The organism is Alphaproteobacteria bacterium (assembly GCA_040905865.1).
Taxonomy (GTDB): Bacteria; Pseudomonadota; Alphaproteobacteria; order UBA8366.
This window is the reverse complement of record JBBDQU010000034.1, coordinates 1-6,585: the sequence shown is the minus strand read 5'-3', so window position 1 is coordinate 6,585 and position 6,585 is coordinate 1. Positions and strand designations below refer to the sequence as shown.

7 protein-coding genes are annotated in these 6,585 nt (G+C 59.6%); 2 read left to right on the top strand and 5 right to left on the bottom strand.

Features of this window, described 5'->3' with window-relative positions; translation table 11 throughout:
- The coding region (locus WD767_06705; protein ID MEX2615767.1) for a hypothetical protein at nt 1-323 on the top strand (323 nt) is incomplete at its 5' end.
- Nucleotides 324-326: 3 nt separating this feature from the next.
- Here WD767_06705 and hisI read toward each other — a convergent pair.
- Nucleotides 327-722, bottom strand: coding sequence for a phosphoribosyl-AMP cyclohydrolase (gene hisI / locus WD767_06700; protein ID MEX2615766.1), 396 nt, complete (start codon nt 720-722; stop codon nt 327-329).
- Nucleotides 723-736: 14 nt separating this feature from the next.
- The gene (gene metC, locus WD767_06695) at nt 737-1,891 is read right to left on the bottom strand and encodes a cystathionine beta-lyase (protein ID MEX2615765.1); all 1,155 of its coding nucleotides are present in this window, start codon (nt 1,889-1,891) and stop codon (nt 737-739) included.
- A 123-nt stretch (nt 1,892-2,014) separates the two neighbouring features.
- On the opposite strand from metC, the gene WD767_06690 reads away from it, so the two are divergent.
- Nucleotides 2,015-3,124 (top strand): NAD(P)/FAD-dependent oxidoreductase, encoded by a 1,110-nt coding sequence (locus tag WD767_06690; GenBank protein ID MEX2615764.1) that lies wholly within the window; start codon nt 2,015-2,017, stop codon nt 3,122-3,124.
- A 73-nt stretch (nt 3,125-3,197) separates the two neighbouring features.
- On the opposite strand, the gene WD767_06685 is transcribed toward WD767_06690, so the two are convergent.
- From WD767_06685 to dctP, 3 genes are all read right to left on the bottom strand, one after another.
- Nucleotides 3,198-4,481 carry a TRAP transporter large permease gene (locus WD767_06685; GenBank protein ID MEX2615763.1) on the bottom strand — a complete coding sequence of 428 codons (1,284 nt, stop codon included), beginning with the start codon at nt 4,479-4,481 and terminating at the stop codon, nt 3,198-3,200.
- A gap of 54 nt (nt 4,482-4,535) precedes the next feature.
- Nucleotides 4,536-5,093 (bottom strand): TRAP transporter small permease, encoded by a 558-nt coding sequence (locus WD767_06680; GenBank protein MEX2615762.1) that lies wholly within the window; start codon nt 5,091-5,093, stop codon nt 4,536-4,538.
- Between the two features lie 130 nt (nt 5,094-5,223).
- A complete protein-coding gene (dctP, locus tag WD767_06675) occupies nt 5,224-6,411 on the bottom strand; it encodes a TRAP transporter substrate-binding protein DctP (protein MEX2615761.1) in 1,188 nt (395 codons plus the stop codon).
- Nucleotides 6,412-6,585 lie beyond the last annotated feature (174 nt).

Genomic DNA, 6,585 nt, shown 5'->3' with positions numbered 1-6,585 from the left:
CCAAGAAGCACGATCAAATCGTCACCCGCAAGAGCGGTCAGACCGGACGGCTACGCTATGGCGAACGCGTCTTTCATATCGATTGCAGCCGGACAACGGGACCGGTGCCGATGACGATGCGGGATCATGGCAATCGCCGCGAGCTTGGCGCCGAGGTCATCATGGACACCTATCTGGCGGCGGCCTGCGACTATTTCATCGGGCATGGCGGATCGAATGTCGCCTGCATGGTCGCCTGTCTGAAACGATGGCCCGACGGCACGCTTCACCTGCTGGACGATAACGTCAAGACACGCCGCAACTGGCTGCTGCACGACTGGTAGCGGCTATTCCTTGCCGCCATACAGCGTATCGGGATCGATTTCCGGTTCGGCAATCGTCACCAGTTCGCCATCCCGGACGGCCTGGAAAAAACAGCTCCGGCGGCCGGTATGGCAGGCGACGCCGGTCTGGTCGACCAGCAGCAGCAGGGTATCGGCGTCGCAGTCGACCCGCAATTCGACGAGCCGCTGCGTCTGTCCCGAACTTTCGCCCTTGCGCCACAGCGAGCGCCGCGACCGCGACCAGTAACAGACCTGGCCGGTCGAGAGGGTTTCCGCCAGCGAATCCGCATTCATCCACGCCATCATCAACACCTCGCCGGTGTCGTGCTGCTGTGCGATGGCGGGGACGAGCCCGTTCGAATCGAATGTAATGGCGTCGATAACGCTTGCTGCTGTCATGGTTTTCCGTGCCCTCAGGCGGCGCTGTACCGGTCAAGGCCAGCGGACAGGTCGTCGATCAGGTCGTCGATATCCTCCAGGCCGACATGGATCCGCATGGTCTGGCCGCCGGGTTCCCAGGTGGTGGCGGTCCGGTTGGCGGCCGGCGAATTCGGCAGCAGCAGGCTTTCATAGCCGCCCCAGCTGGCCCCCATGCCATAGAATTTCAGAGTATCCAGCAGCGCGGAAAGCCTGGCCCGCGACGGGTCCTTCAGCACGAAACCGAAGAGCCCGCTGGCCCCCGTGAAATCGCGTTTCCACAATGCGTGCCCGGGATTGCCGGGCAGGCCGGGATGCATGACGGTGATGACTTGCGGGTGCGATTCCAGCCAGCGGGCCATTTTCAGCCCGTTGTCGTGGTGCCGGTCCATGCGCACGCCGATGGTCCGCAATCCGCGCAGCGCCAGATAGACGTCGTCAGGACCGGCGCAGAGGCCGAAACTGCCGGCCGATTCGTGCACCTGCGCATAGGTTTTTTCGTTGCAGGCGATGGTGCCCATCATGACGTCGGAATGGCCGACGATGTATTTGGTCGCCGCCTGTACGGAAATATCGACCCCGTGATCGAGCGGCTTGTAGAAATAGCCGCCGCTCCAGGTGTTATCCATGACGACGAGTACGTCGCGGGCATGCGCCGCCCTGACGATGGCCGGAATGTCCTGAACCTCGAAGGTCTGCGAACCGGGGCTTTCGGTCCAGATCAGTTTCGTGTTGTCGCGGATAAGCCCGGCGATGTCCGCCCCGATGGCGGGGTCGTAGAATTCCGCTTCGATGCCGAATTTCTTCAGCACCTTGTTGGAAAAATTCCGGGTCGGCGCATAGGTGCTGTCGGTGATCAGGATATGGTCGCCCGCTTCGGTCAGGGCGCTCAGCGTCATGGTGATGGCGGCGAGGCCCGACGGCGCGATTACCGTGCCGTGCGCCCGTTCCAGCGCCGTCATGGCTTCCTCGAGGGCGAAGGTGGTCGGTGTGCCGCGGCGGCCGTATCGGACTTTCGCGTTCGACCTGTCGAGGAATGCCTCATAGGTCCGCGTGAGAACCGTTGACGCGTGATAGACAGGCGGATTGACGATCCCGAGATTATCGTAGGGATGATTACCGCTATGGGTGACGATCGTGTTGTCTTTCATGTGCCTGCCGTTATTGTAGCGTTGCGGGTTTAAACGGGGCGCGCGACCGCGACCGTCCCCAGGATGGTTGTATGAAGTGATAGCACCCGCATTTTCATTGGAGCAAGCGAGACATTTGAGATGATTGAAAGAGTCGACTGCGTCGTCATCGGTGCCGGCGTCGTGGGGCTGGCGACGGCACGCGCCCTGGCAATGGCGGGCCGCGAGGTAATCGTTCTGGAATCGGCCGATATGATCGGAACCGGAACAAGTTCCCGCAACAGCGAGGTCATCCACGCCGGTATTTACTATGCGCCAGGCAGCCTGAAGGCGAAGTACTGCGTCGCGGGCAAGAACATGCTGTACCGCTATTGCGATGAGCACGGGATTGAGCACCGGCGCTGCGGCAAACTGATTGTCGCGACCTCCGAAGACCAGATCGAGACGTTCGAGGGTATCCGTAAACGGGCTGCGGAATGCGGTGTAACCGACCTCAAGATGCTCAGCGCCGCAGATGCGAAGGCGATGGAACCGGAGTTATCCTGTGTTGCGGCGCTGATTTCGCCATCGACGGGGATTATCGATTCCCACGGGCTGATGCTCGAATTGCAGGGTGACGCGGAAGAGCATGGCGCCATGCTGGCCTTCCTCAGTCCGGTGACGGGCGGTGAAATTCGCGATGACGGGATACTGCTTCATGTGGGCGGCGCCGACCCGATGCAGTTGTTATGCCGCAGCGTCATCAACAGTGCGGGGCTTCATGCGACGGATATCGCCGGCAAGATTGCCGGGATGCCGCAGGATCTGGTGCCGAAGACCTATTACACCAAGGGCAATTACTACGCGCTGATCGGCAAAAGCCCGTTCAGCCGGCTGGTGTATCCGGCCCCGACGACAGAATTTCTTGGCGTTCATATCTCCATCGATATGGGCGGGCAGGCGCGGTTCGGACCGGATGTCGAGCAGTCGCCGGTGATCGATTACGACGTCGATCCGGGTCGCGCGGATGGCTTCTATGATTCTGTCCGTCGGTACTGGCCGGGTCTGAAGGATGGCGCTTTGCAGCCTTCGTATTCCGGGATACGGCCGCGCATTACGGCGCCGGGCGAGCCGCTTGCGGATTTCCTGATCCAGGGGCCGCGGGATCACGGCATTACCGGCCTGGTCAACCTGTTCGGGATCGAATCCCCGGGCCTGACCAGTTCCATGCCGATTGCGGATCACGTTGCGGCGTTGTTGCGCGGCAGCAACTGAGTTTCCATCCGGACAAAATGAAGCCGCCCGGACGTTTCCACCCGGGCGGCCTTTTTTGTGACGACCTGCCCGCCTACTGGAAGATTTTCTCGACCATCATGTTCGGGATTACCAGCGCGATCATCGGGAAGAGCAGCACAAGGATCAGTACGATACCGTCCGTACACAGGAATGGTATCGCGCCCTTCATGACCTTGGTGACAGGCACCCCGGTTGTACCGCTGACCGCGAAGAGATTCAGCCCGACCGGTGGAATGACGCCACCCATTTCGATGCAGAGCGCGACCATGATGCCGAGATGGATCGGATCGACGCCCAGGGCCAACGCGACCGGGAAGAAAATCGGCACGGTCAGGACGATCAGCGCTACACCGGTCAGGAACATGGACAGGACCAGCAGCACGCCGAGGACGACCAGCAGGAAGCCCATTTGCGACAGGCCCAGTTCACCGACCCAGTTGGCCAGATCCTGCGGCCAGCCCTTGTTCGCCAGAAGGAACTGGAAGACGCCGACGCAACCGAGCAGGAAGAACACGACCGCGGTCAGGTTGGTCGACCGGATAGTGACCGGCATCAGTTCCTTGAGGAACTCGCCGCGTTTGAACAGGATACCATATATCAGTGCATAGCCGCATGCGGCCGCGCCGGCTTCCGTCGGGGTAAACAACCCGCCATACAACCCGCCGAGGATAATAACAGGCATCAAAAGCGCGGGCCATGCTTCCCAAAGGGCCTCGCCGAGATACCGCCAGTTGAACATACCCTTGGGCAGCTTCATGTAGAACGACATCAGGACGATGATGGCCGCATCGCTGAGCGCGAGCATGACGCCGGGCAGGAATCCCGCGAAGAACAGTTCGACAATCGAACTTTCCGTCACGATACCGAACAGGATCAGCGTGATGCTGGGCGGAATCAGAATGGCGATACCGCCGCCGCAGGCTATGATCCCCGTCGCCATCCAGACCGGATAGCCGCGCTTGATCATTTCCGGAAAGGCGATGACGCCCATTGCGGCCGACATTGCCGTACTGGAGCCGGAGATGGCGCCGAAAAGAACCGCCGCCAGCAGTGTTGCATAGGCGAACCCGCCGGGCAGCCAGCCGATCAGGGCGTCCGCCAGCTTGAACAGCTTGCTGATCAGGCCGGTGCGTTCCATCAGGAAGCCGGCATAAATGAAGAACGGAATCGCCATCAGCGTATAATTGTTGACGAAGCTGAAGAACGACCGGAACAGCGCCACCGGCGATATGATCGGATCGGCCGTAATAACCAGGATCACCGCTGCCGCCAATGCGATACCGATAGGCGCACCGGCTATCAGCAGGGTAATCAGCCCCCCCGTAAGCAGACCCATATTTGTTAGCCTCCCTTAAAGCCGCACCATCTACCCGGGTGCGGTATTTTTTGTTTATACTTCGATGCCTTCCTCGACCGGCGCCCACGGAAATACCGTTTTTCCGCGTACGGCCTGTATATCCTGATACAACTGGAACAGTGTTGTCAGGGCCATCAGGGCGAAGGCAATGACAAGGCACAGCATGAACGGCCAGAGTTCCACGACCATGCTCTGGCTTTTTCGGCCCAGCATATACATGCGTTCCACGGTCGGGATTCCCCACCATGCAAAGCAGGTGAACAGGGTCAGGTTGATCGCCGTCACGAAGGTGCGAACCGAAAGGACGAGTGTTTCATAGCCCTTGGCACGGAGCAGGTCCATTGCCGCACTCATGGCCAGATGCGAGCGGCGGGCCTGGGTTACGGCGCAGAAAATGAATACCGCGGCGACCGTATAATAGGTGACGGCATCCTGTCCCCAGTGGAATACGGTGCCTAAAATATAGCGGCGGACAATCTCTGTAATTGCGAGGATGGTTGACCCGAGCAGAACGAACGCGGCGCAGTTGGCAACAATGACGTCGAGAAAGTACCGCACGCCACGGTAGGTCTTGTCGATGGCAGCTTCCATGATAAACCTGCTGAAAATGAGGATAACAAAAGGTCACAATCGGATTGCGACCGCTATCTCTGTCCGGGCAGACAAGCTGCGAGCGGTACCGGGATGCCCCCGAGTACCGCCCACATCCTGTCTTGCAGGTTTAATTCTTGCCGGATTTTGCCGCAGCGCCTCTGGCCTTTTCAGCCTCCTTGTCGATCTTCTGGTACTTCGTGAACCAGTGCGCCATCGCCTCACAATCCGTCTTTTCAAGCGGATCGCTGCCCATCGGGTTTGCCTCAACAGCGGCCTTGGCTTCCATCCGGAACGTATCGACCCACTCGTGGGCGTCTTCCGGCGTGTTTTCCTTCAGCCATTCGACGGTACCGTTCCCCAGCTTGTCGGCCAGGGCCTTCTGCTCGGCCTCGCTGGCGAGATAAATGCCGGGCTTGGACGGGTCCGAAGTCGAGTACTTGTCAAGCAGGCGCTTGTCGTTGCACCAGTTCAACTGCTTTTCGAACGGCAGCATGTCGTTCTCGACCGTATCGGCAATGACTTTCTGCGTATCCTCGCTCAGCGAATTCCACCATTTGGCGCTGGCGCCGATCCAGTAGTAATCGCCGACGATGCCGTTGATGCCGGCAACCGTGAAGTACGGCGCCTGATCTTTCACGACATTGAAGCCGCCGAGGCTGGTCAGCAGGCCGTCGATAACGCCGGTCTGCAGGGCCGGCGGAACGTCGCCGAAGGCCATGGTGGTCGGATTCGCGCCCCAAGCGGACAGCGCGGCGTTTTCCGCCGGGCCCATGCTGCGGAGCTTCTTGCCGGCGAAATCTTCCGGCTTCAGCAGGCGGCTACCGGAACCGGCTCCGATGAACATGCTCATGTGGCCATAGCCGAGCGTCTTGATGTCATGCAGCTTTTCCAGACGCTCCTTCAGCATCTTGACCGTCTTGAAATTGCCGATTTCGTTGATCGCGCCCGGCGTCGAAAGATTCATCGGACCGACGACGACGTTCATGTACGGCTCGACCTGTCCGGCTTTACCAAACTGGCCCCAAACCATTTCAAGGTTACCCTCGGTCATGGCTTCCATGGCTTCGGGAATATTGTACAGCGCGCCGGCATAGTAGGTCTGCACCCTGCTGCCGGGGAGGCGTTCTTCGATCAATTCCTTGAATCGCTCCTTCGCAATGGCGGCCGGATGGGGCGGGCCCGTAAGGTCGCTTGCGAAACGGATAGTTACCTTGTCCAGAGCCGATGCCGTCGAAGCCAGCCCCGTTAAAGCGACACTGACTGCTGCGGCTGCAAGGCCGAAACGGATCAGACCGCGTCCATTGTTAAAACGCATATTTTTCCTCCCTGAATTAATGCTGGATTGCTTTTCCGGACCGCATGACTTACCGGACCGGAGATCTTGAGAAAATATTACCGTTTTTTGAAAGGCCTAGCAAGCCCCGAGGGAAAGATGCCAGGGCCCCGAACTCAGGTTAACGCTGTTTACGTGTTTCCGTTGGCGTGATTC

Coding starts and splice junctions, on each gene's coding strand:
- WD767_06685 (MEX2615763.1), bottom strand. CDS start 4,481: ATGGGTCTGCTTACGGGGGGGCTGATTACCCTGCTGATAGCCGGTGCG.
- hisI (MEX2615766.1), bottom strand. CDS start 722: ATGACAGCAGCAAGCGTTATCGACGCCATTACATTCGATTCGAACGGG.
- metC (MEX2615765.1), bottom strand. CDS start 1,891: ATGAAAGACAACACGATCGTCACCCATAGCGGTAATCATCCCTACGAT.
- WD767_06680 (MEX2615762.1), bottom strand. CDS start 5,093: ATGGAAGCTGCCATCGACAAGACCTACCGTGGCGTGCGGTACTTTCTC.
- dctP (MEX2615761.1), bottom strand. CDS start 6,411: ATGCGTTTTAACAATGGACGCGGTCTGATCCGTTTCGGCCTTGCAGCC.